This is a genomic window from Nocardia higoensis NBRC 100133, assembly GCF_000308595.1.
Lineage (GTDB): Bacteria > Actinomycetota > Actinomycetes > Mycobacteriales > Mycobacteriaceae > Nocardia > Nocardia higoensis.
Genome location: NZ_BAGA01000083.1, coordinates 1 through 21,588, shown reverse-complemented (window position 1 = coordinate 21,588; position 21,588 = coordinate 1). Strand labels below are relative to the sequence as shown.

General features: G+C 68.3%; 23 protein-coding genes. 19 read left to right on the top strand and 4 right to left on the bottom strand.

Going from position 1 to position 21,588, the window contains the following annotated elements; all coding sequences use genetic code 11:
- Positions 1-6: 6 nt before the first annotated feature.
- A complete protein-coding gene (locus tag ON26_RS15395; RefSeq protein WP_051027096.1) occupies positions 7-903 on the bottom strand; it encodes a RecB family exonuclease in 897 nt (298 codons plus the stop codon).
- 48 nt (positions 904-951) lie between these two features.
- Between ON26_RS15395 and ON26_RS15390 the strand changes: the two genes are divergently transcribed.
- Complete coding sequence (locus tag ON26_RS15390) at positions 952-1,785, top strand: tRNA (adenine-N1)-methyltransferase (protein WP_040796834.1); 834 nt, start codon at positions 952-954, stop codon at positions 1,783-1,785.
- 119 nt (positions 1,786-1,904) lie between these two features.
- Here ON26_RS15390 and ON26_RS15385 read toward each other — a convergent pair whose 3' ends face one another.
- A complete protein-coding gene (locus ON26_RS15385) occupies positions 1,905-2,432 on the bottom strand; it encodes a WKL family lipoprotein (protein ID WP_051027095.1) in 528 nt (175 codons plus the stop codon).
- Positions 2,433-2,610: 178 nt separating this feature from the next.
- On the opposite strand from ON26_RS15385, the gene arc reads away from it, so the two are divergent.
- The 4 genes from arc (at position 2,611) to ON26_RS15365 (ending at position 6,117) form a co-directional block, all read left to right on the top strand.
- Positions 2,611-4,371 carry a proteasome ATPase gene (gene arc / locus ON26_RS15380; RefSeq protein ID WP_040796833.1) on the top strand — a complete coding sequence of 587 codons (1,761 nt, stop codon included), beginning with the start codon at positions 2,611-2,613 and terminating at the stop codon, positions 4,369-4,371.
- 153 nt (positions 4,372-4,524) lie between these two features.
- Positions 4,525-4,893, top strand: coding sequence for an arsenate reductase family protein (locus ON26_RS15375; protein WP_040796832.1), 369 nt, complete (start codon positions 4,525-4,527; stop codon positions 4,891-4,893).
- Positions 4,894-5,030: 137 nt separating this feature from the next.
- Complete coding sequence (locus ON26_RS15370; RefSeq protein ID WP_040796831.1) at positions 5,031-5,711, top strand: TIGR00266 family protein; 681 nt, start codon at positions 5,031-5,033, stop codon at positions 5,709-5,711.
- A 10-nt stretch (positions 5,712-5,721) separates the two neighbouring features.
- Positions 5,722-6,117 carry a PNPOx family protein gene (locus ON26_RS15365; RefSeq protein WP_040796830.1) on the top strand — a complete coding sequence of 132 codons (396 nt, stop codon included), beginning with the start codon at positions 5,722-5,724 and terminating at the stop codon, positions 6,115-6,117.
- Positions 6,118-6,238: 121 nt separating this feature from the next.
- On the opposite strand, the gene ON26_RS15360 is transcribed toward ON26_RS15365, so the two are convergent.
- Positions 6,239-7,003: a helix-turn-helix domain-containing protein gene (locus ON26_RS15360; protein WP_051027100.1), complete on the bottom strand. Its 765-nt coding sequence runs from the start codon at positions 7,001-7,003 to the stop codon at positions 6,239-6,241.
- Positions 7,004-7,149: 146 nt separating this feature from the next.
- A complete protein-coding gene (locus tag ON26_RS15355; RefSeq protein WP_051027099.1) occupies positions 7,150-8,325 on the bottom strand; it encodes a DUF418 domain-containing protein in 1,176 nt (391 codons plus the stop codon).
- A 243-nt stretch (positions 8,326-8,568) separates the two neighbouring features.
- Between ON26_RS15355 and dop the strand changes: the two genes are divergently transcribed.
- The 14 genes from dop to ON26_RS15285 form a co-directional block, all read left to right on the top strand.
- Positions 8,569-10,068, top strand: a complete 1,500-nt coding sequence (dop, locus tag ON26_RS15350) for a depupylase/deamidase Dop (protein ID WP_040796829.1) — start codon at positions 8,569-8,571, stop codon at positions 10,066-10,068.
- A gap of 165 nt (positions 10,069-10,233) precedes the next feature.
- On the top strand, positions 10,234-10,428 hold the full coding sequence (locus ON26_RS15345; RefSeq protein WP_040796828.1) for a ubiquitin-like protein Pup: 195 nt from the start codon (positions 10,234-10,236) through the stop codon (positions 10,426-10,428).
- Positions 10,429-10,442: 14 nt separating this feature from the next.
- Positions 10,443-11,294, top strand: coding sequence for a proteasome subunit beta (gene prcB / locus ON26_RS15340; RefSeq protein ID WP_051027098.1), 852 nt, complete (start codon positions 10,443-10,445; stop codon positions 11,292-11,294).
- On the top strand, positions 11,291-12,094 hold the full coding sequence (gene prcA, locus ON26_RS15335) for a proteasome subunit alpha (RefSeq protein ID WP_040796826.1): 804 nt from the start codon (positions 11,291-11,293) through the stop codon (positions 12,092-12,094). The genes prcB and prcA overlap by 4 nt, the downstream gene beginning before the upstream one ends.
- A 186-nt stretch (positions 12,095-12,280) precedes the next feature.
- Entirely contained in the window at positions 12,281-13,639 is a 1,359-nt protein-coding gene (gene pafA, locus ON26_RS15330; RefSeq protein ID WP_218000589.1) for a Pup--protein ligase, read from the top strand.
- Positions 13,640-13,728: 89 nt separating this feature from the next.
- Positions 13,729-14,754 (top strand): helix-turn-helix transcriptional regulator, encoded by a 1,026-nt coding sequence (locus ON26_RS15325; protein ID WP_085999020.1) that lies wholly within the window; start codon positions 13,729-13,731, stop codon positions 14,752-14,754.
- Positions 14,751-15,737 (top strand): helix-turn-helix transcriptional regulator, encoded by a 987-nt coding sequence (locus ON26_RS15320; protein WP_040796824.1) that lies wholly within the window; start codon positions 14,751-14,753, stop codon positions 15,735-15,737. Before ON26_RS15325 ends, ON26_RS15320 begins: the two co-directional genes overlap by 4 nt.
- Before the next feature lie 29 nt (positions 15,738-15,766).
- The gene (locus ON26_RS15315) at positions 15,767-16,798 is read left to right on the top strand and encodes a 2-dehydropantoate 2-reductase (RefSeq protein WP_040796844.1); all 1,032 of its coding nucleotides are present in this window, start codon (positions 15,767-15,769) and stop codon (positions 16,796-16,798) included.
- Between the two features lie 100 nt (positions 16,799-16,898).
- Entirely contained in the window at positions 16,899-17,177 is a 279-nt protein-coding gene (gene tatA / locus ON26_RS15310; protein ID WP_040796823.1) for a Sec-independent protein translocase subunit TatA, read from the top strand.
- A 110-nt stretch (positions 17,178-17,287) separates the two neighbouring features.
- Positions 17,288-18,235, top strand: a complete 948-nt coding sequence (tatC, locus tag ON26_RS15305; protein WP_040796822.1) for a twin-arginine translocase subunit TatC — start codon at positions 17,288-17,290, stop codon at positions 18,233-18,235.
- A 181-nt stretch (positions 18,236-18,416) separates the two neighbouring features.
- The gene (locus ON26_RS15300; RefSeq protein ID WP_040796843.1) at positions 18,417-18,899 is read left to right on the top strand and encodes an MTB12 C-terminal domain-containing protein; all 483 of its coding nucleotides are present in this window, start codon (positions 18,417-18,419) and stop codon (positions 18,897-18,899) included.
- Positions 18,900-18,986: 87 nt separating this feature from the next.
- Positions 18,987-19,724 carry an ABC transporter ATP-binding protein gene (locus ON26_RS15295; protein ID WP_040796821.1) on the top strand — a complete coding sequence of 246 codons (738 nt, stop codon included), beginning with the start codon at positions 18,987-18,989 and terminating at the stop codon, positions 19,722-19,724.
- Entirely contained in the window at positions 19,721-20,515 is a 795-nt protein-coding gene (locus ON26_RS15290; RefSeq protein WP_040796820.1) for an ABC transporter permease, read from the top strand. Before ON26_RS15295 ends, ON26_RS15290 begins: the two co-directional genes overlap by 4 nt.
- Positions 20,516-20,606: 91 nt before the next feature.
- On the top strand, positions 20,607-21,588 hold a 982-nt coding region (locus ON26_RS15285; protein WP_040796842.1), incomplete at its 3' end, for a siderophore-interacting protein.

The following is a 21,588-nucleotide window of genomic DNA, read 5'->3' as shown; positions in this document are numbered from 1 at the left end:
GGCACGCTAGTCGGAAACGGCTTCGGCGTGCGTCTCCTCGACGGACTCGCCCGTCGTCTCCGGCCAACCGGGGTAGACGGGCGGGGTGCCGCCGTGCGCGGGGCACAGCGGCTTGTAGTCGCAATAGCCGCACAGCCAGCTCGTGTTCGGCGGGAAATCGCCGGTGCGCCCCGCCTCCAGGATCGCCGCCCACAACGCGCTGAGCGTGCGCTCGAAGCGATCCAGTTCCTCGGCGTCGGGGGTGTAGGTGAGGATCTGCTCGTCGGCCAGGTAGATCAGCCGCAGCTGCGCGGGCAGGATGCCGCGGGTACGCAGCAACACCAGGGCGTAGAACTTCAGCTGGAACAGCGCTTTGGTTTCCTGCACCGGGCCCGGCGCGCGCCCGGTCTTGTAGTCGACCACCCGCAGTTCCCCGGTCGGCGCCACATCGATGCGGTCGACGAAGCCGCGCAACGGCACGCCGTCGGCCAGTTCCACCTCGACCCTGGCCTCCCGCGATTCGGGGGAGAAGCGGGTCGGATCCTCGAGCCGGTAGTAGTTGTCCAGCAGCGCCCGCACCTCGGCGAGGAACGGCTCGGTGCCCTCGTCGGCGAGGATCGCGGCGATCCCGGGCTGCTCGGCCAGTACGCGCAGCCAGGCCGGCTCCACGAGCGCGTCGGCGCGGGCGCGGGCGCGCTCGTCCTGCGGGAGCCCGTAGAGGTCCTCGAGCACCGCGTGCACGACCGTGCCGCGCACCGCCTGCCGGGTGGGCGGTTCGGGGATCGCGTCGATCGCGCGCAGCCGGTACTTCAACGGGCACTGCTTGTAATCCGTTGCCCGCGAGGGCGACAGGGCCGGCCTGCGGGCGTACGCAGGCGGTGGCGACTGTGGCTCGGCAGGGGGTGTGGACGCGGGCGCTGACATACCTGGCAGGCTATCCGGCGGCACTGACAGCACAGGGAACGGAGTTTCATGACGGCCAGACGGACCGGGCCATTCACCATCGGAGATCGGGTGCAACTGTCCGATGCGAAGGGGCGCCTGCACACGGTCATCCTCGAACCGGGCAAGGAGTTCCACACCCATCGCGGCGCGATCAAGCACGACGACCTGATCGGCACGGACGAGGGCAGCGTGGTGAACTCCACGAACGGCACGCCGTATCTGGCCCTGCGGCCGCTGCTGGTCGACTACGTGCTGTCGATGCCGCGCGGCGCGGCGGTGATCTACCCCAAGGACGCCGCGCAGATCGTGCACGAGGGCGATGTCTTCCCCGGCGCCAGGGTGCTCGAGGCGGGGGCGGGCTCGGGAGCGCTCACCTGCTCGTTGCTGCGCGCGGTGGGGCCCGAGGGGCAGGTGATCTCGCACGAGATCCGCGAGGACCACGCCGAGCACGCGGTGCGCAATGTCGAGCGCTTCTTCGGCGAGCGGCCGGCGAACTGGTCGCTGACCATCGGTGACGTGGCCGACTACGACGGCGAACCGGTGGACCGGGTGGTGCTGGACATGCTCGCGCCGTGGGATGCGCTGCCGACGGTGTCCAAGGCGCTGATCCCCGGCGGCGTGCTCATCGTCTACGTGGCGACCGTCACCCAGCTGTCGAAGGTGGTCGAGGCGCTGCGCGAGCAGGAGTGCTGGACCGAGCCGCGCTCCTGGGAGTCGATGGTGCGGCCGTGGCACGTGGTCGGGCTGGCCGTGCGCCCGGAGCACCGTATGCAGGCGCACACGGCCTTCCTGGTGAGCGCGCGGCGGCTGGCCGAGGGCACGGTCACCCCCAAGCCGCAGCGGCGGCCGTCGAAGGGCTGAGCGCAGGCGCGCCCGTGGTGTTTCGTCTGCCCGCTGAGGTGGGAACGAACACCCGCGGGCGCGCTGATCACTGCGCGATCGACCGGTCGCCGCCGGTCGATCGGCCGGGCCGGAACCGGTCAGGCGACGCAGGGCGCCTGGGCGAAGCCGAGCAGGGTGCAGGCGCTCGCGTCCGAGATCTTCCAGCTGTCGCCCTCGTGCTGCCAGGTCAGCGGCATGGCGGGGGCGGCGCCGTGCGGAGAGGTGATGACGACCTGAGCGGTGGCGGTCTCGCCTTCGACGGTGACACCGGTGACAGCGAAGGTCAGCGCACCGTACCCGCCGAGCGCGGCGTTCATGGCCTCGATGTTGGCCACGCGCTTGTCGCCGTCGACGATCAGGCCGGTCTTCTCCGCGGCGGGCTCGGCCGGGTCGGCGAACTGGTCGAGAGTCGCCTGCAACTCCTCGGCGGTGGGTGCCTCGTGCGAGTGGCCCTCCTCGGCCGCCGCGCTGGTGGTGGCCGCGGACGCGCTGGTCGAGACGGCGCTGCTGGTCGCGGTCGAATCGGTGGATTCGTCGTCCGAGCAGCCGACGAGGCCGACGGTCAGGGCGACGGCAGCGGCGGCGGTGACGACAGCGGCGCGCAGCGATCGGGCGGGACGGTGCATGGGTAGCAACCTTTCGGCTCGGTGCGAGGGATTGTCTCCCCGGCTGGGTTAGGGGAGGCTAACATGGTGTGTCCGCCGCCCATCGCAAGGTAGATGTGATCACGAAGAAACAATGTCGCAGGGCGAGAACGGTTCGCGCCCGGTAGCGTTGTAAGACCGGGACTGGGAGGAGCAGCACATGAGCCCCATCGAGAATTCGGATTCGGCGGCCTGGAGAGAGCTCGAGGCGGTACGCGCCGAGGTGGCTGCGCTCCGAAGGCAACTGGCCGACTCGCCGGATCAGGCACGGGAACTGGAAGCCCGCATCGATTCGCTGACCATTCGCAATGCCAAGCTGATGGACACCCTCAAAGAGGCGCGTCAGCAGTTGGTCGCCCTGCGGGAGGAAGTCGATCGGCTCGGGCAGCCTCCGAGCGGATACGGCGTCCTGATCGGCGTGCACGAGGATCAGACCGTCGACGTGTTCACCTCCGGTCGGAAGATGCGGTTGACCTGTTCACCGAACATCGACACCGACGCGCTCTCCTACGGTCAGACCGTCCGGTTGAACGAAGCGCTCACGGTCGTGGAGGCCACCGACTACGACGCGGTCGGTGAGATCGGCACCCTGCGCGAGATCCTCGACGACGGCCGTCGCGCCCTGGTCGTCGGTCACGCCGACGAGGAGCGCGTGGTCTGGCTGGCGGGTCCGCTGGCCAAGGTCGCCGAGGTCGACGATCTGGACGACCCCGACTCGCCCATCCGCAAGTTGCGGCCGGGCGACTCGCTGCTGGTCGACACCAAGGCCGGCTTCGCCTTCGAGCGCATCCCCAAGGCCGAGGTCGAGGACCTCGTGCTGGAGGAGGTGCCCGACGTCGACTACACCGACATCGGCGGCCTCGGCAGGCAGATCGAGCAGATCCGCGACGCGGTCGAGCTGCCCTTCCTGCACAAGGACCTGTTCCGCGAGTACGAGCTGCGCCCGCCCAAGGGCGTGCTGCTCTACGGCCCGCCCGGCTGCGGTAAGACGCTCATCGCCAAAGCGGTCGCCAACTCGCTGGCCAAGAAGATCGCCGAGGCGCGCGGCGAAGATGCCAAGGAAGCCAAGTCGTACTTCCTGAACATCAAGGGCCCCGAGCTGCTGAACAAGTTCGTTGGCGAGACCGAGCGCCACATCAGGATCATCTTCCAGCGGGCCCGCGAGAAGGCATCCGAAGGTACGCCGGTGATCGTGTTCTTCGACGAGATGGACTCGATCTTCCGCACCCGTGGTTCGGGTGTCTCCTCGGACGTCGAGACCACCGTGGTGCCTCAGCTGCTCTCGGAGATCGACGGCGTCGAGGGCCTCGAGAACGTCATCGTGATCGGCGCGTCCAATCGCGAGGACATGATCGACCCCGCGATCCTGCGGCCCGGCCGCCTCGATGTGAAGATCAAGATCGAGCGTCCGGACGCGGAGTCGGCGCAGGACATCTTCTCCAAGTACCTCACCAAGGATCTGCCGCTGCACACGGACGATCTGGAGGAGTTCAACGGCGACAAGCTCGCCTGCGTGCGGGCGATGATCGAACGGGTCGTCGACCGGATGTACGCCGAGAGCGAGGACAACCGCTTCCTGGAGGTCACCTACGCCAACGGTGACAAGGAAGTCCTGTACTTCAAGGACTTCAACTCCGGCGCGATGATCCAGAACATCGTCGACCGCGCCAAGAAGTACGCGATCAAGTCGGTGCTCGAGACCGGCAATCCGGGCCTGCGCATCCAGCATCTCTTCGATTCGATCGTGGACGAGTTCTCCGAGAACGAGGACCTGCCCAACACCACGAATCCCGATGACTGGGCGCGGATCTCGGGCAAGAAGGGCGAGCGCATCGTCTACATCCGGACGCTGGTCACCGGCAAGAACGCCAGCGCGAGCCGGGCGATCGACACCGAGTCCAACACCGGTCAGTACCTGTAACAGCGCACCGGAGCACCGGCCGCGATCCCGATCCGGGGTCGCGGCCGGTGGTCTTGTGCGGGGCCGATGAGCAGGTTCGGGGGAGACGAGGCCGGGCTGGATGCACTTGTGACGTGAGCCCGAGGCGAGTGGCTCCGGTACTAGGCTGTGGCCATGACCGCAGGGCAAACCGAGATCTGGCACAACCCCCGGTGTAGCAAGAGCCGGGCAGCGCTCGCACACCTGGACGCGAACGGCGCCGACTATGCCGTCCGCAACTATCTGGACGAGCCGCCCACCGCCGACGAACTGCGCGCGGTGCTCGATCGTCTCGGGCTCGAGCCGTGGGACATCACGCGCACCGGCGAACAGGTCGCCAAGGATCTCGGTCTCGCGACATGGGGGCGTACTCCCGGCGACCGCGAGCACTGGATCGACGCGCTGGCCGCGCACCCGAAGCTCATTCAGCGTCCCATTGTGCTCACCGGCGACGGCCGCGCGATCGTGGCCCGGAGCGAGGAAGCGCTGCGCGAACTCGGCTGACCTGCTCCGAAGACACGAGCGCGCAACCGGATCTGGGTGGCCGGGGAAGTTGCGTGCCTTGGAGGAATTCGCCGAAGGAGCCCGGCGGGTTCGCGCGGGACAGCGCTGAGAGCTACCTCGCGGTAGGGTCCGGGAACATGAAGGTACAACTGCGCCACAATCCGGCATCGACCGTCGCTCGCTGCTATCTGGCGGGCGGGGAGCCGATGCGGGTCGAGAGCGGCGCGATGCTCGCCCATTCGGCCGGTGTGACTCTGCAGGCCAAGGCCGAGGGCGGGATCCTGGCGGGGCTGAAGCGGTCGGTGCTGGCCGGGGAATCGTTCTTCGTGTCCACCTTCACCGCGCCGCCCCAGGGTGGCTGGGTCGATGTCGCGCCCGCGCTGCCCGGCGACATGCTGAGCTTGACGATCACGCCGGACCGACCGTATTTCATCAACCGCGGCGGCTGGATCGCCAACTCCCACGGGGTTACCGTGGAAGGGAAGTGGGGCGGGTTCGCGAACCTGTTCGGCGGTGAGGGCGGTTTCGGTCTGCGAGCTCACGGCGAGGGCGAGGCGGTGGTCGGCGTGTTCGGTGCGATCGACGTCATCGACCTGCAGCCGGGCGAACCGATCACCATCGACACCGGGCACGTCGTCGCCTACGACCTGGCGATGCAGTTCACCATCCGCCGCGCCGTGTCGGGTCGGTCGATCCAGTCGCTGAAATCCGGTGAGGGTTTCGTCTTCGATTTCGTCGGGCCCGGCCGGGTGCTGCTGCAGACCCGCAATCCGGGCGCGTTCGCCGCGTGGGCCGCCTCGGTGGCCTCCTCGAGCTGAGAAGGACGAGATGGTACTTCCGCATTCCCTGGCCACTTTCAACCGCCGCGTGACCAACCGCGTGGCCGGACCGCTGGCGAGCAAAGTGCGTCCGCTGGCGGTGGTGGTGCACAAGGGCCGCCACTCCGGCCGGGCCTACGAGACGCCGGTGCTCGCTTTCGCCGACGGGCCGGTGCATCGCATCGCGCTGACCTACGGCCGCGATGTGGACTGGCTCAAGAACATCCTGGCCGCAGGAGAGTTCGAGCTCAAACTGAAGAACCATGCCGTGCGGCTGACCGATCCGGTGGTGATCGACGACCCGTCGGTGGCCTGGGCTCCGGTCGGTGTACGGCAGGCTCTCAAGACCATCGGCGCGCGGTCGTACTTGCGTGCCGCGGCGGTCGAGCATCCGGCGGAGGCCTGAGAACCGCGGATCGGTCACGCGTGCGGCCATCCGTCCGACCGATGTCGTCGACAGGGGTGAGGCGCCCGGCGCGCGGCCGATTCCCGGCGAGGCCGCGTCCGAGCGGCGACAGCGCGCGGGCTCAGCGCACCTCGTCGCCCAGATCCCAGTGGGCGGCGTGGTGCAGGGCATCCGGGGTGAGGCCGAAGGTGCGCCTGCACGTGCGAGTGAGATCGGTGCTGTCGTCGAAGCCCGCGGCGTGCGCGGCGGCGGCCAGATCGTCTCCGGACCGGAAGCGGGCGATGGCGATGCGCAGCCGCAGCCAGAGGATGTAGGGGCGCAACGGGATTCCCACCTGCTCGGTGAACAGATGTGACAGACGGCCGGGCGACAGGCCGACTCGCTTGGCGACGTCGGCGCCACGCACACTGCGGTCCAGGACGAGCGAGGGCAGCAGTTGCAGGGCCTCGGTGACCGCGGCGTGCCGGTGCGGTGCGGTGAGCGGTGTGGAGCGCAGGGTCTGCACGATGGCGGCGACCTGCTCGGCGATGGGGGAGTCGGCCATGGCCGCCGGTAACGGATTCCGGTCGTCGGCCCAGCCGCCGCGATGGGCGTCGGCCGCGGCAGCGGCGCCCGCGGCGGTCTCCGGGTCGAGGTAGAGCGTCGCGCCCTCGGCGGCCGATTCGATCCGGTAGGGCGCGTCGGCGGGCACGATCACCCGGGTGCCCTGGTGACGCACACCGCCCGCGTCCATGACGGTGACGGGCGTCCGGGCGACCAGCATCTGGACGGTGTGATGGGCATGCAGCGCGGAGGGTTCGATCGGCCCGCCGAAGGCCAGGATGCCGGGGCGTAGCAGAGCTGTTGCCCAGCGGGGCTTTTCGTCGACGACCAGGGCCTTCTCCATCCGACGCTCCCGCATGCCGAGCACTTCGGGTCCGGATTCGGACCCACCGCACGAGAATATCCGGCGACACGCCTTCACCGTGGTCGTTTCGGCGAGTCGGTGTCCACCGGTGTGACCGCGCATCGGTTGGGGCAGTGCGATCTTCGTCAGCGCTCGCCGGAAAGCCGCCGGTAGCTCGTGTGCCACAGCCATTCCACGGGCCCGCGGTCGAAACGGCGGAGCCACAGATGCGCGGACGCCACGATGATCGCGCACACCAGCAGGTACATCCCGATCGTGAACGGCACCCGCGTCTCGTCGCCGACCCGTGCCGCCAGACCGAACCCCCATCCGTAGCACAGCGCCGAGGCCACCAGATTCTGCAGGATGTAGCAGGACAACGCGGTTCGCCCGACCTCGGTCAGCCTGCGCCCGGCGAATCCGATGCGCCGGCCGTGCGCGTAGAACTCGGCGACGAGTGCGAGCAGGCCGAAGGCGACCGCGGGGGCGGTCCCGTAGCGGGTGAAGACGAGCGTGGCACCGCCGCCGAGCACGCCCGCGAGCAGATCGGCCACGGCGGCGGCCGCGCCGACGATCATCAGCGTCCGGCGCAGGCGCGCGCCTTCCGTGCCGAATACGCCGCGCCGGAACAGCACGGCGCCGGTCAGGAACAGGGCCACCGACATCGGGAAGATCACCACCGGCTCGAGCCGGAACAGCGCCGCGTTGTCGAGCCGGAACAGCACCAGATCCCAGAAGGATCCGTCCGCATAAGGATTCGGATCGAGTGTCTCGCGCGGAGCGGATTCGGATTCGGGCGCGAGCGCGAGCACGACGGCCAGCAGGGACAGCGATGTCACATGCACGGCCGTCGCGACGATCAGCCAGCGCCGCTGCGCCCGTCGGCTCGTCGCGAGCAGCAGTGCCACCACCAGACCGGTGACCGCGTAACCCATCAGCACGTCGAACTCGGCGACGAAGACGAAGTTCAGGACGCCGTCGAGGAACAACAGGCCCGCACGCCACGGGTATCCGCCCGGCCACCGGCGGCCGGCGCGGGTGGCCGAGGCCTGCTGGATCGCCAGGCCGATGCCGAACATGATCGTGAGCAGACCGAGGAACTTGCCCTGGGCGAGCTGCTGCAGGATGCGTTCGGTCCACCCGGACTCAGCGGAGCCGACGTGGCCGAGATAGCCGATCATGCCTTCGGGGTCGGTCATGATCCAGATGTTCGTCGCGAGGGTGCCGAGAATCGCCACACCGCGCAGCACGTCGAGGGCGGCCAGACGCGGCGGCGGCGAGGCGGACGCGCCGGGAGCCGGTTGCCGCGCCGGGTCGGCGATCTGTTCGGTCACGTCGTCACTATGCGGCGCTCGGGCGCGCGTGTCGTCGCCCGTGCGGACCGTCCGGCGTACCCGTCCGGAACGAGCTCCGAACCCCTGTCGTCACCCGCGAGGGCGACCGGGGTACCCATCATGAACGACCCGAACCCCTACTCGTGCGGAACTGTCAGGGGGACGGCCGGATCGGACCGGACGCGAACGGGTACGGCCGCCGCCGCGGCGCGCGTCGCCTAGTCTCGTGGTATGCAGCGCATCATCGGAATAGAGGTCGAATACGGCATCTCGACGCCTACCGAGCCGTCGGCCAACCCGATCCTCACCTCCACGCAGGCGGTCCTGGCGTACGCGGCGGCCGAGGGCGTGCCGCGCGCGCGGCGGACCCGATGGGACTACGAGGTGGAGTCGCCGTTGCGCGACGCGCGCGGGTTCGACCTGAGCCGGATGAACGGTCCGGCCCCGGTCATCGACGCCGACGAGGTCGGCGCGGCCAACATGATCCTCACCAACGGGGCCAGGCTCTACGTCGATCACGCCCACCCGGAGTACTCCGCGCCCGAGGTCGTCGACCCGCTCGACGCCGTGATCTGGGACAAGGCCGGCGAGCGGGTGATGGAGGCGGCCGCCAGGCACGCCTCCAGCGTGCCGGGAGCGCCGCGCCTGCAGCTGTACAAGAACAACGTCGACGGCAAGGGCGCCTCCTACGGCACCCACGAGAACTACCTGATGAACCGGGACACGCCGTTCAATCAGATCATCGTGGGACTCACCCCGTTCTTCGTCTCCCGCCAGGTGATCTGCGGGTCCGGCCGGGTCGGCATCGGCCAGTCGGGCGACCAGTCCGGCTTCCAGCTGTCCCAGCGCGCGGACTACATCGAGGTCGAGGTCGGCCTGGAGACCACCCTCAAGCGCGGCATCATCAACACCCGCGACGAACCGCACGCCGACGCGGACAAATATCGCAGGCTGCACGTCATCATCGGCGACGCGAACCTCGCCGAGATGTCGACCTACCTCAAGGTCGGCACCACCGCGCTGGTGCTGGACCTGATCGAGGCCGGCGAGGACCTGTCGGATCTGCAGCTGGCCCGCCCGGTCACCGCCGTGCATCAGATCAGCCACGATCCCACCCTGCGGGTGGCGGTCGCGATGGCCGACGGCCGCGAGCTCACCGGCCTGGCCCTGCAGCGGCTGTACCACGAGAAGGTCGCCAAGTTCATGGACCGCGAGGGCAACGACGACCCACGCGCCCGCGACGTCCTGGACAACTGGGCGATGGTGCTCGACCTGCTCGAGCGCGACCCGATGGAATGCGCGAATCTGCTGGACTGGCCCGCCAAGCTGCGCCTGCTCGAGGGCATGCGCAGCCGCGAGGGCCTGAACTGGGCCGCGCCCAAGCTGCACATGATGGATCTGCAGTACTCCGATGTGCGCCTGGACAAGGGCCTGTACAACCGGCTGGTGGCGCGCGGGTCGATGAAGCGGCTGGTCAGCGAGCAGCAGGTGCTCGACGCGATGACCAACCCGCCCACCGATACCAGGGCCTACTTCCGCGGCGAGTGCCTGCGCCGGTTCGGTGCCGATATCGCGGCGGCGAGCTGGGATTCGGTGATCTTCGATCTGGGCGGGGATTCGTTGGTGCGCATCCCCACCCTGGAACCGCGCCGCGGCACCAAGTCGCACGTCGGGAAACTGCTCGACGGGGTGGACAGCGCGGCCGACCTGGTCCGTGAACTCACCCACTGAGCACCGGACAAGATCACACGGACAGACCGCACGAAAAGACAACAGATCCGACATGGTGTCGGGGTCGCTGGGTAGTGTTGAAGGACGAGCACGCACATTGCGCATGATCGGAACCGTGCTCACCCCTGGCTCCGGTCATGATGAGAACACAGGAGGTCGGCTGCCATGGCACAAGAGCAGACCAAGCGCACCGGGGGCGGCGACGAGGACGATGGTTCCGTCGGCCCCGATGCCGCTGGGCAGGAACGCCGCGAGAAGCTGGCGGAAGAGACCGACGACCTGCTCGACGAGATCGACGACGTGCTCGAGGAGAACGCGGAGGACTTCGTTCGCGCCTACGTGCAGAAGGGCGGCCAGTGACTGCGGGTGACCCGATGCGTCTCCACCCGGGGCACGCGCTTTCCTCTTTCACCGAACACCTGCGGCTACACGCTCCGGAATTGTTGTGGCCCAACAGGTTCTCTGCCCTCGACGGCGCCACCGGTTCTACCGGTGGCGCCGTCGGTAAGGACATCGCCCCGCACGGCACCACCATCGTCGCGGTCAGCTACCGCGGCGGCGTGCTGATCGCGGGCGATCGCCGGGCCACCCAGGGAAACCTGTTGGCCAGCAGGGACATGGAGAAGGTCTACATCACCGACACCTTCTCCGCGGCGGGCATCGCGGGTACCGCGGGCATGGCCGTGGAGTTGGTGCGATTGTTCGCGGTCGAGCTCGAGCACTACGAGAAGATCGAGGGCGTCCCGCTCACCTTCGACGGCAAGGCCAACAAGCTGTCGAAGATGGTGCGAGACAACCTTCCCGCGGCGATGCAGGGCCTGGCCGTGGTGCCGTTGCTCGTCGGTTACGACGATCGGGTGGTCGGTGATCCGGACCGCGCAGGCCGGATCGTGTCCTTCGACGTGGTCGGCGGGCGCAGCGAGGAACGCTTCGGGTACACCGCTGTCGGTTCCGGGTCGATGTTCGCCCGGACCTCGTTGAAGAAGTTGTACGCCAAGGGAATCGATCAGGACCGGGCGTTGCGCATCGCGATCGAGTCGCTCTACGACGCGGCCGACGACGACACCGCCACCGGTGGTCCCGATCTGTTGCGCGGCATCTACCCGACCGCGGTCGTGATCGATGCCGAGGGCGCGCTCGACGTGGCCGAGGACCGGCTCGCCGAGATCGCCCACGGCATCGTTGCCGATCGCACCGCGGCCCAGGAAGGGGGTGCCCGCGCATGACGCTGCCGTACTACGCGTCCGCCGAGCAGATCATGCGCGACAAGACCGAGCTCGCCCGTAAGGGCATCGCTCGGGGTCGCAGCGTGATCGTGCTGACCTACGACAAGGGCGTGCTGTTCGTGGCGGAGAACCCCTCCGCCACGCTGCACAAGGTCAGCGAGCTCTACGACCGCGTCGGATTCGCCGCGGTGGGCAAGTACAACGAGTTCGAGAGCCTGCGTCGCGGCGGCATCCTGCAGGCCGATCTGCGGGGTTACCAGTACGACCGGCGCGATGTCACCGGCCGTGCGCTGGCCAATGCCTACGCGCAGACCCTCGGCACGATCTTCAACGACCAGCTCAAGCCGTTCGAAGTGGAGATCTGCGTCGCGGAGGTCGGCTACTCCGGAGAGTCGCCGGAAGCGGTGCTCTATCGCATCAACTACGAGGGCGCGATCGTCGACGAGCGCGAATTCGTGGTCATGGGCGGTACCACCGAGCCCATCGTCACGGCGTTGAAGAGTTCCTACCGGCCAGGCCTGGAACTCGGCGAAGCGATCGGGATCGCGGTTCAGGCCCTGCAGGCCGCCATCCCGGAAGGCGACAAGGACAAGCGCACCATCGGCGTCGCGCAGCTCGAGGTCGCTACCCTGGAACAGGCCAGGCCCCGGCGGGCCTTCCGTCGGGTTCCGGCGGCCACGCTCGAGCAGCTCCTGGCCGCGGGCGACGGCGAGGCCGCGGAGTCGGCAGCGAAGAAGCCGACCACCACGGTGGAACTGCCCGGGGACGCCACAGAAGAATCGGGCGATTCCGCCAGCTAGCACGGACGGAAATCACTCGGATGGGTCCGTACGCGAACCACTGGTTCGCGTACGGACCCTTCGTGTTTTCCAGCCGGAAGTTTTCCATCCGCAATCGAGTGGCGGACCCCGAATCGTTGTGAAGACGTAGGCCCCGCTGTCGTCCGACCGCCCCGCGACAACCCCACTTGGCTGTAACCTCGAAGAGTGCAGCGACGAATTATGGGGATCGAGACCGAGTTCGGTGTGACATGCACCTTTCACGGTCACCGTCGGCTGTCCCCCGACGAAGTTGCCCGGTACCTCTTCCGCCGGGTGGTGTCCTGGGGCCGTAGCTCGAACGTGTTCCTTCGCAACGGTGCTCGCCTCTACCTCGACGTCGGCTCGCATCCCGAGTACGCGACCGCCGAGTGCGACAGCCTGCATCAACTGGTCACCCACGACCGCGCGGGTGAGCGGGTGCTCGAGGATCTGCTCATCGACGCCGAGCAGCGGCTGGCCGAAGAGGGGATCGGCGGTGACATCTATCTGTTCAAGAACAACACCGACTCCGCGGGCAACTCCTACGGCTGTCACGAGAACTTCCTCGTGGTGCGAGCGGGGGAGTTCTCCCGCATCTCCGACGTGCTGCTGCCGTTCCTCGTCACCCGCCAGCTGATCTGTGGCGCGGGCAAGGTGCTGCAGACGCCCAAGGCCGCCACCTTCTGCCTGTCGCAGCGGGCCGAGCACATCTGGGAAGGCGTCTCCTCGGCGACCACCCGCTCGCGTCCGATCATCAACACCCGCGACGAGCCGCACGCCGACGCCGAGAAATACCGGCGCCTGCACGTCATCGTCGGCGACTCGAACATGGCCGAGACCACCACGATGCTCAAGGTGGGCACCGCGGCGCTGGTGCTGGAGATGATCGAGGCGGGCGTGTCCTTCCGCGACTTCGCCCTGGACAATCCGATTCGCGCGATCCGCGAGGTCAGCCACGACCTCACCGGTCGCAGGCCGGTGCGGCTGGCCGGTGGGCGGCAGGCCAGCGCGCTCGACATCCAGCGCGAGTACTACTCCCGCGCGGTGGAGCATCTGCGCAACCGGGATCGCGATCCGCAGATCGACCAGGTCGTCGATCTGTGGGGCCGTACCCTCGACGCGGTGGAGGCGCAGGACTTCGCCAAGGTCGACACCGAGATCGACTGGGTGATCAAGCGCAAGCTGTTCCAGCGCTACCAGGACCGCTACAGCATGGAGCTGTCCGATCCGAAGATCGCCCAGCTGGATCTGGCGTACCACGACATCAAGCGCGGTCGCGGGGTGTTCGATCTGCTGCAGCGCAAGGGGCTGGCGAAGCGGATCACCGAGGACGAGGCCGTCGACGCCGCGGTGGACACCCCGCCGCAGACCACGCGCGCCAAGCTGCGCGGTGATTTCATCACCGCCGCCCAGGAGGCCGGCCGTGATTTCACCGTGGACTGGGTGCACCTGAAGCTCAACGATCAGGCGCAGCGCACCGTGCTGTGCAAGGACCCGTTCCGGTCGGTCGACGAGCGGGTGGAACGCCTGATCGCCTCCATGTAGCCGGAAGCCGAAGCCCGTCTCGCCCCGCGTGAGGCGGGTTTCGCGCGCCGCCGCACACCTGCGCGGCGGGGCGGATTACCCTCTATCGGGTGGCGATATCCAAGGTCGAGCGGCTGATGAATCTGGTCATCGCGCTGTTGTCGACCCGTCAGTTCCTGAGTGCGGAGCGGATCAGGGAGAGTGTCGCGGGCTACGAGGACTCGGCCAGCGACGAAGCGTTCAGCCGGATGTTCGAGCGCGACAAGAACGAGCTGCGCGACCTGGGTATACCGCTCGAGGTCGGCCCGGTCGGCCGGTTCTCGACGCTGGAGGGCTATCGCATCAATCCGGACGCCTATGCGCTGCCCGATATCGATCTCACCGATGAGCAGGCGGCCGCGGTGGCGGTCGCCGTGCAATTGTGGGAATCGCCGGAGCTGGCGGCTGCCGCCGAGGGCGCGTTGCTCAAGCTGCGCGCGGCGGGCATCCATGTCGAGACCGAGGCGCCGGTGGCGACCGTGCCCGCGGTGCCCGCCCGCACCAGGGGCTCGGAGCCGGTGCTCGGCAAGCTGCTGGCCGCGGTGGACGCGGGGCAGGCCGTGCGATTCGAGCACCGCGGGTCGGTGGGGGAGCCGTACCGGATGCGTGATGTCGAGCCGTGGGGCGTGGTGACCCATCGGGGCCGGTGGTATCTGGTCGGGCACGATCGGGACCGCGGCGCGGTACGCAGCTTCCGGCTGTCCCGGATCGCCGCCGATGTGACCCCCTACGGGCCGCGCAATGTGGTCGGCAAGCCCGAGGGCGTGGATCTGCGTGAGATCGTCGCGCGGGTCACCAGAAGCAGTCCGGTCACCGGCACCGCGGTCATCTGGGTGGCCGACGGCCGTGGTCGTGACCTGCGCAGACTGGCCTCGGTGCGGGAGGCGAAGGTGCTCGCCGGTCGCTCCGGTGTGGTGCTCGAGGTGCCGGTGCGCTCCTGGGATTGGATCGCGAGGCTGGTCACCGGCCTGGGGCCGGACGCGCTGGTGCTCGAGCCGCGGGAGCTGCGCGCCGATGTGATGGCGCGGCTGCGGGCGGTCTCCGAACTCGCGGTATCGAAGGCCACCGTTTCGGAGAGCCCGGAGGCGACGGCATGAGTTCGAGCAGACTGTCGGTGCGGCTGTCGCGGCTGCTGAACATGATCCCGTATCTGATCGCCAATCCGGGTATCAGCGCCGCCGAGGCGGCGGCCGACCTGGGGGTGAGCACCAAGCAGCTGATGAGTGATCTGAACCAGCTGTGGATGTGCGGGTTGCCCGGTTACGGACCCGGCGATCTGATCGACCTGTCGTTCTCCGAGGAGAGCATCGAGGTCACCTTCTCCGCGGGCATCGATCGGCCACTGCGGCTGACCTCGACCGAGGCCACCGCCCTGTTGGTGGCGCTGCGCTCGATCGTGGAGATGCCCGGCATGGTCGATCCGACGGCCGCGCACGCCGCGATCGCCAAGATCGAATCCGCCATCGCCGACGGCGCGACCGAATCCGCAGGCCCGCAGTCCACCGCGTTCGCCCCGCTGGAGGCGCCGGCGGTGACCACGGTGCGCTCGGCGCTGGCCGCCGGGCGCGCGCTGCGGCTGGTCTACTACTCGGCCAGCCGGGACGAGGTCTCCGAGCGGGTGGTCGATCCGATCCGCATCCTGCTCGTCGACGACAACAGCTACCTGCAGGCGTGGTGCCGGGAGGCCGAGGCGGTGCGGCTGTTCCGCTTCGACCGGATGGAGGCCGCCACCGAGCTGGACGAGCCCGCCCGGCCGCCACGTGACGTATCGACCGAGGCGGCACTCGACCTCTTCCAGGACGATCCGGCGGTGCCGCTGGCCCGGCTGCTCATCCGGCCGGACTACGGCTGGGTGCTCGACCAGTATCCGATGCACAAGGTGGCCACCCATCCGGACGGCTCGATGGAGGCCACCATGCGCTTCGCCACCCTGGACTGGATGGCGCGGCTGCTGCTCGGCTTCGGCGCGGGCGTGCGCGCGCTCGGCCCGGTGGAACTGGTCGCCGCGGTGCGTGATCGCTCCGAGGCGGCGTTGTCGGCCTACCGGGAGGCGGGCTTGGAGGAAGTGGACGCCCTGTGAACGCGCGGAGCGGGTCCCCGCACCGCGTGATGGTGTTCGGCGCGGGCAATATCGGCATGTACGTCGGCGGCCTGCTGGCGGGCGCGGGCGCGGCGGTGACCTTCGTCGGCAGGCAGTGGCTGCTCGACGAGATCACCACCGAGGGTCTGTTCCTGACCGATCTCGACGGCGCCTCGCAGCGGATCGCGCCGGAGGGATTCCGGGTGGCCACCGAACCCGAGGACGTCGGCCGGGCCGATCTGGTGCTCGTCACAGTGAAATCCGGGGCCACCGCCGATGCCGCGCGTGCCCTGGCAGGCCGTATCCGGCCGGGCACCGTCGTGCTGAGCCTGCAGAACGGGATCGGCAACGACACCGTCCTGCGCGACATCCTGCCCTCCTGCGTGGTGCTGCCGGGCATGGTCATGTTCAACGTGATCCGCCGCGATGCCGGCCACTACCATCGCGGCACCGAGGGCGGGATCGCGGTGCAGGACGATCCGGTGCTGGGGAACTACCTCGACCTGTTCGACCGCGCGGGCCTGCCGTTGCAGCGCCACGACGACCTACGTCCGGTGCAGTGGGCCAAATTGCTGCTGAACCTGAACAACCCGGTCAACGCCCTGTCCGGGCTGCCGCTGCGCGAGGAACTCTCCGATCGCGACTACCGGCGCTGTGTGGCGCTGGCGCAGAAGGAGGCGCTCGAGGTCATGCACCGGGCGCGCATCCACCCCGCCCGCCTCACCGCGCTGCCCTCGGAGCTGATGGCCTCGGTGCTGACCGTGCCGACCTGGCTGTTCCGCTTGCTGGCCGCCCGGGTGCTGGCGATCGACCCGCTGGCGCGTTCGTCGATGGCCGACGACCTGGCCGCGGGTCGCCGCACCGAGATCACCTGGCTGTGCGGCGAGGTGGTTGACCTCGGGGCGATGACCGGGGTGGCGACGCCGGTGAACCAGCGGCTCATCCAGCTGATCAACGAGGCCGAACAGGGGGAGCTCAGGCAGTGGACCGGCGCCGAACTGCTCGCCGAGCTCCGGGCGGCTGCCGATCGCGGCGGCAAGGGGTCCGCGCGGTTGCCGTGAGACGACGGCTCGGTGACTACTCCCACCAACGCCCGGAGCCTCGGTGCGGCGCCGAACAGGTCCGGTAGCATCGGAGGCACCACTTTCTTGGGAGGTACACATGTCAGGCACGTTCAGCTGGTCGCACCTGCTGATCATCGCGTTGCTGTTCGTGGTGCTCTTCGGTGCCAAGCGACTGCCGGACGCGGCGCGTGGCCTCGGGCGTTCGTTGCGCATCTTCAAGAGCGAGGTCAGCCAGATGCAGAACGAGACGCCACAGTCCGGCGCCGCGCCCGTGCAGCAGCCCGCCCAGCAGTTGCCCGCCGCGCAGCCCGCTGCTCCGCAGGCCACGCAGCCCGCCGCTCCGCAGGCCACCCAGCCCGAGCACAAGTCGGCCTGAGCCGAATGCTTTCATCGGGGTGAGCGCACGCTCGCCCCGATCAGTGCTGTTCGGCGGTAGACACAGGCGTCCGCCCCCGCGGCCCGCGAGCACAGGGACAAACCACCACGATGCGAATCCCGTTCGATCCCCGGCGCAGCAAGCGCAGGACGAATCCCGACGGCACCATGTCGTTGGTCGAACATCTGCAGGAGTTGCGCAGCAGGCTGCTCAAGTCCATCGCGGCTGTCCTGCTGACCACGGTGTTCGGCTTCTTCTGGTACGCGCATTCCTTCTGGATGGTGCCCAGCCTGGGTGATGTGCTCACCGGGCCGTACTGTTCGCTTCCCGCCGGGTCGAGGGCGGCGCTGACCCCCGACGGCTCCTGCAAACTCTTGGCGACCGCTCCGTTCGAGCAGTTCATGCTCCGGATGAAGGTCGGTTTCACCGCGGGCGTGGTGCTGGCCGCGCCGATCTGGCTCTACCAGCTGTGGGCGTTCATCACCCCCGGTCTCTACGCGAAGGAACGACGGTATGCCGTCAGCTTCGTGACGGCGGGCTCGGCACTGTTCGTCAGCGGCGCGGTGCTTGCCTACGTCGTGGTGGCGCACGCGTTGAGCTTTCTGCTCTCGATCGGTAACAACGCGCAGATCACCGCGCTGAGTGGTTCGCAGTACTTCTCGTTCATCATCCAACTGCTGATCATCTTCGGCGTCAGCTTCGAGACGCCGCTGCTGGTGGTCGGTTTGAACGCGGTCGGCGTGCTGCCCTACGCCAAGCTGAAGGCCTGGCGGCGCGGCATCGTCTTCGGCCTGTTCGTCTTCGCCGCGATCGTCACCCCGCAGGACCCGTTCTCCATGCTGGCGCTGGCGTTGGCGCTCACGGTGCTGTTCGAAGTCGCGGTGCAGATCGCCCGGATCACCGACGCTCGCCGCGCCAAGCGGGAGGCGGCCGCCGCGCTGGCCGACGACGAGGCTTCCGAGATCGAGGCGCCCGCGCCGGTCGCTCCGGCCGCGGTGCATCCCGATCTGCCCACGCACTCGACGCGCGCGCCCGCGGACTTCTCCGACACCCTCTGACCCGGACGCAGGTGACCCGCCGCAGTACTTAGGTTTGACTCACCTAACTCTTGCGGTTTACTGTTGCTCACGCCGTACACGCGCCCCGAAAGTTCGTCGCGCGCAACGGCGGGGAGGCGTGGACGTCTCGCGCGAATCCGGCCCGGCCGGGTCTCCCCTGGGTCAAGTCGAGAAGGGTGTCATGTCCAAAATCCTCAAGGTCGTCATCGCCGGCGCTTTCGCCGCACTGCTCGCATTGGGCCTGGCTTCGCCCGCTTCGGCCGATGTCTCGATCCGTAACTCCACGGCGAACGACCTCTACGTGAGCTCCGATTCCCCGAGCCTCGACCAGATCGAGCGCCAGTTCGCGGCCTTCTGGAACCCGAACATCGGCATCGATCCCAAGATCGAGGTCAGCTACAACGGCCCCGGCGCCCGTGCCGCGCTCGAGCAGGTCATGCAGAACAGCCGCACCATGGACTTCTTCTCCATCCAGGGTCGCGCGGTCGGTCCGGTGAACATCTCCGGCAACTCCATGTCGGTCTCCGTGCAGGGCCTGATGGCGGGCGTCCCGGCCACCAGCACCGTCTACCACTGGATCCGCGAGGGCGGTCTGTGGAAGTTCGACTGGAAGTCGATCTGCCAGGAGATGCAGTGCGCCGGTAACCCGAGCTTCGGTTACTGACGATTCGGATGTCCCGCCTGGAGCGATCCCCGGTGTCCGGGGGTCGCTCCAGTGCTGCGAGGGGCGTGGAGAGGTACGGACTGACCAATGATCAGCGTCAAGGGCGTTTCCAAGAGTTTCGGCGACAAAGTCGCGGTGCGGGCCGTCGATTTCACCGCCGAGGACGGCGCGATCACCTATCTGCTCGGGCCCAACGGTGCGGGCAAGACCACCCTCATGCGCATGATCGCCGGCCTGATCACCCCGGATGCCGGGACGATCGCCATCAACGGCAGCGCGTTGCGGGAACTGGCGAACACCATCGGCGAGGTCGGTTTCAGCCTCGGCGCCTTCTCCCGCAATCCGAAACACACCGCCGAGCAACATCTGCGCTGGCAGGCACGCCTCGGCGGAATCTCCGACAGCACGGTCGCCCCGGTGCTCGAACGCGTCGGGTTGGCGAGCGTGGCCGAGCGCCCGGTCGGCAAGTTCTCCTACGGCATGCTGCAGCGGCTCGGTATCGCCTCGGCCTTGCTGGGCGATCCGCGCACCATCATCCTCGACGAACCGGCCAACGGCCTGGATGTCGAAGGCACGCTGTGGTTGCGTGAACTGCTCACCGGCCTGGCCGCCGAGGGCAAATGCGTCATGGTGGCCTCCCACGACCTCACCGAGGTGGAGATCACCGCCACCTGGATCACCGTGATGGGCAAGGGCGAAGTCCTCTCCGACGCCAGTCGTGACGAGACCGTCGCGCGCGGCAGCGGTCCGCGCCTGCTCGAGTCGGCCTATCTCGAGATCACCAGAAACAGCGTCGAATACGCCGCGAAGGGGGGAGCGCGGTGAGTACCGCGACGTACCTGATCAGGTCCGTGCGCAGCGAATGCGCGAAACTGTCCTGGCGCAATGCCCTGTGGTACACGATCGTGCCCGCGGCTGTGCTGATCCCGGTCCTGCTCAACTACGGCATCGCGATGGCCGTGCAGACCGACACGTTCAACGGCGCAGGCGGCATGGACACCAACAACGCCGCCTACTGGATCATCGTGTTCTCCACCTTCATCCTGATGGCGGGCGGCGTCTCGTCGCTGTGCTCGGAATTCAAGGACAACACGATCCAGATCGTCTTCGGCATCCAGACGCGCCGCTGGCTGCTTCCGGTCGCGAAGCTGATCGTGTTCGGCGCGATCGGTGCTTTCACCGCCTGGGCGACCACTTTCGTGATCCTGTGGGGTTTCCCGCGTCTGCTGCCCGATATCTGGGGCCGGGTGGATGTCTTCTCCTCCGACGGATTACGGCTGTGGTTCGGTATCCCGCTGCTGACCGTGCTCGTCAGCGCGCTCGGTCTCGGCCTGGCCGCACTGGTTCCCAAGCCGGGTTTCGTGGTGATGATCGTGCTGCTGTGGAAGTTCGGCGTCGAGGTGTTCGTCAATTTCATCCCCGGCGACATCGGCATGACGGTGCAGCGCCTGATGCCCTTCAAGAACGGCGAACTCGGCGTGGGCCAGCTGGCGACGTTCGACAGCCTGTTCGGGGGTGAGAACGGTTCGCTGCTGTATTTCGGCGTGCTGTGCGTCGTGCTCTTCGTGGTGGGCGTGCTCCGCCTGTCACTGACGGACCTGAAGAACGACAACTGATCCGCGGCGTACCGATTCGGTCGCGCGGGCGGTTGTGACATTCCGAGTTTGTGTAGGCTCACCAAAGTCGCACGCGAGAGGACATGGCTGAATGGCTCGCAGAGGTTTCACCGGGGCGATGCTTCGCGCCTACGGCATCCAGTACCACACCGCCACGGTCGTCGGCTCCGAGCAGACGACGCCGCGGATGCGCCGGATCTGGCTGACCGCGCCCACGCTGTTCGCCGAGATCGACATCGAACCGACGGCGTGGCTGCGGATCTGGTTCCCGGCCGCGGACGGCTCGGACAAGGAGTTCCAACGCGGATACACCATTGCCGAAGTCGATCCGGAGACCGGCAATTTCGCCGTGGACTTCGTGCTGCACGAACCGGCGGGCCCGGCTTCGGCGTGGGCGCAGCGGGCGCAGGCCGGCGAAGAGATCGAGGTGGCCTCGTTCGGTTCCCGGGGTTTCGCGATCCCGGAGGACCTGCCCGCGGGCTATCTGCTGATCGGTGACTCCGCCTCCATCCCCGCGATCAATTCCATTCTGCGGGCACTGCCCCGGCACGTGTCGGTCGAGGTGTATCTCGAACAGCACCACGACGACGATCTGCTGATCCCGCTGGCCGAGCACCCCCTCGCGCGCGTGCACTGGGTGCCCCGGACCTCGGAGCAGGCGATGGCCGCCGCGATCGAGGCACGCGACTGGTCGAACTGGTATTGCTGGGCCGGTCCGGAGTCCAAGGCGCTCAAGCACATCCGCACCCGGGTCAAGGAGGAGTTCGGCTTCCCCAAGTCGGAGTTCTACCAGCAGGCCTACTGGGCCATCGGCCGCGCGATGGGCAAGGAGCGCGACGGCTCCGAGGTCGAGGACGTCCCGTCGGACGTCGCCGAAACCTCTGACAGCGCGACCACCCCCGCACCGGCGAGTGCACAGGCCGTGGAGCCGTCCGCGGAGCCCGCCGCGCAGCCCGCTGCCGCGACCGTCGCGCCCACCCGCGGCAACTGGCGTTCGCAGGCGGGCAGCAAGCTCTTCGCCGAGCTGAAGCCGAAGTTCTGGGTCGCGGGCGTCCTGCAGGTCCTGCTGACGC

Excerpts from the sequence above, each read along its gene's own strand:
- ON26_RS15385 (WP_051027095.1), bottom strand. The coding sequence starts at position 2,432 with ATGCACCGTCCCGCCCGATCGCTGCGCGCCGCTGTCGTCACCGCCGCC.
- ON26_RS15360 (WP_051027100.1), bottom strand. The coding sequence starts at position 7,003 with ATGGAGAAGGCCCTGGTCGTCGACGAAAAGCCCCGCTGGGCAACAGCT.
- prcA (WP_040796826.1), top strand. The coding sequence starts at position 11,291 with ATGACGCTGCCGTACTACGCGTCCGCCGAGCAGATCATGCGCGACAAG.
- ON26_RS15370 (WP_040796831.1), top strand. The coding sequence starts at position 5,031 with ATGAAGGTACAACTGCGCCACAATCCGGCATCGACCGTCGCTCGCTGC.
- ON26_RS15315 (WP_040796844.1), top strand. The coding sequence starts at position 15,767 with ATGGTGTTCGGCGCGGGCAATATCGGCATGTACGTCGGCGGCCTGCTG.
- ON26_RS15345 (WP_040796828.1), top strand. The coding sequence starts at position 10,234 with ATGGCACAAGAGCAGACCAAGCGCACCGGGGGCGGCGACGAGGACGAT.
- tatC (WP_040796822.1), top strand. The coding sequence starts at position 17,288 with ATGCGAATCCCGTTCGATCCCCGGCGCAGCAAGCGCAGGACGAATCCC.
- ON26_RS15300 (WP_040796843.1), top strand. The coding sequence starts at position 18,417 with ATGTCCAAAATCCTCAAGGTCGTCATCGCCGGCGCTTTCGCCGCACTG.
- arc (WP_040796833.1), top strand. The coding sequence starts at position 2,611 with ATGAGCCCCATCGAGAATTCGGATTCGGCGGCCTGGAGAGAGCTCGAG.
- ON26_RS15320 (WP_040796824.1), top strand. The coding sequence starts at position 14,751 with ATGAGTTCGAGCAGACTGTCGGTGCGGCTGTCGCGGCTGCTGAACATG.
- ON26_RS15390 (WP_040796834.1), top strand. The coding sequence starts at position 952 with ATGACGGCCAGACGGACCGGGCCATTCACCATCGGAGATCGGGTGCAA.
- ON26_RS15375 (WP_040796832.1), top strand. The coding sequence starts at position 4,525 with ATGACCGCAGGGCAAACCGAGATCTGGCACAACCCCCGGTGTAGCAAG.
- ON26_RS15295 (WP_040796821.1), top strand. The coding sequence starts at position 18,987 with ATGATCAGCGTCAAGGGCGTTTCCAAGAGTTTCGGCGACAAAGTCGCG.
- ON26_RS15365 (WP_040796830.1), top strand. The coding sequence starts at position 5,722 with ATGGTACTTCCGCATTCCCTGGCCACTTTCAACCGCCGCGTGACCAAC.
- ON26_RS15395 (WP_051027096.1), bottom strand. The coding sequence starts at position 903 with ATGTCAGCGCCCGCGTCCACACCCCCTGCCGAGCCACAGTCGCCACCG.
- tatA (WP_040796823.1), top strand. The coding sequence starts at position 16,899 with ATGTCAGGCACGTTCAGCTGGTCGCACCTGCTGATCATCGCGTTGCTG.
- dop (WP_040796829.1), top strand. The coding sequence starts at position 8,569 with ATGCAGCGCATCATCGGAATAGAGGTCGAATACGGCATCTCGACGCCT.
- prcB (WP_051027098.1), top strand. The coding sequence starts at position 10,443 with ATGCGTCTCCACCCGGGGCACGCGCTTTCCTCTTTCACCGAACACCTG.